This is a genomic window from Acidovorax sp. KPB24-03 (genome assembly GCF_057546605.1).
This window is the reverse complement of the sequence record NZ_BAAJYR010000971.1, coordinates 1-512: the sequence shown is the minus strand read 5'-3', so window position 1 is coordinate 512 and position 512 is coordinate 1. Positions and strand designations below refer to the sequence as shown.

Annotated in this window: 1 pseudogene; it reads right to left on the bottom strand. The window is 71.3% G+C overall.

Annotated elements, in window-relative coordinates:
• Positions 1-288 precede the first annotated feature (288 nt).
• Positions 289-512 (bottom strand): annotated as a pseudogene (locus AC27KI_RS27100) (FecR family protein); the annotation flags it as partial.

Below are 512 nucleotides of genomic sequence, written 5' to 3'. Positions count from 1 at the left end.
GTGGCGGCGATGCACAGCGCGGCGGCCAGCGCGGCCCAGCGGGCGCGGTGTGGCGGGCGGCGGTGTTGGGGGATCGGCATGGAGGCTCCTGGAAAGAAATCGGTCAAGACACAAAAAAGGGACGGCGGGCGGGCAGGGCGCGCCCGTCCCCCTGTGAGCCGATGCAGCGGGCGGGTTTGTACACGTCGCCGATCCAAATCAATGAATGGCCAGCGGCGGCCCATCGGCCGGAGACCGGGCACTGGGCCTCGAAACGGGCACCGCCGCAATCAATGCGCCGGCATCCTGCTATGGTCTTTGATGTGCCGTGCGCAGGCCGATCACCACGCTGCCGTCCGCATGGCGGTCCACCCGCACCGGGGCCAGGCGCGGCAGCAGGTCGATCAGCTGGTCGATGCGGTCCAGGTCGAACTCCCCCGAGATGCGCAGCGCCGCGGCGTGCCCGTCGGCCAGCGTGATGGGCGTGCGGCGGTGGCGCTGCATCTCGGCCACGGCGTCGGCCAGCGGCGTGA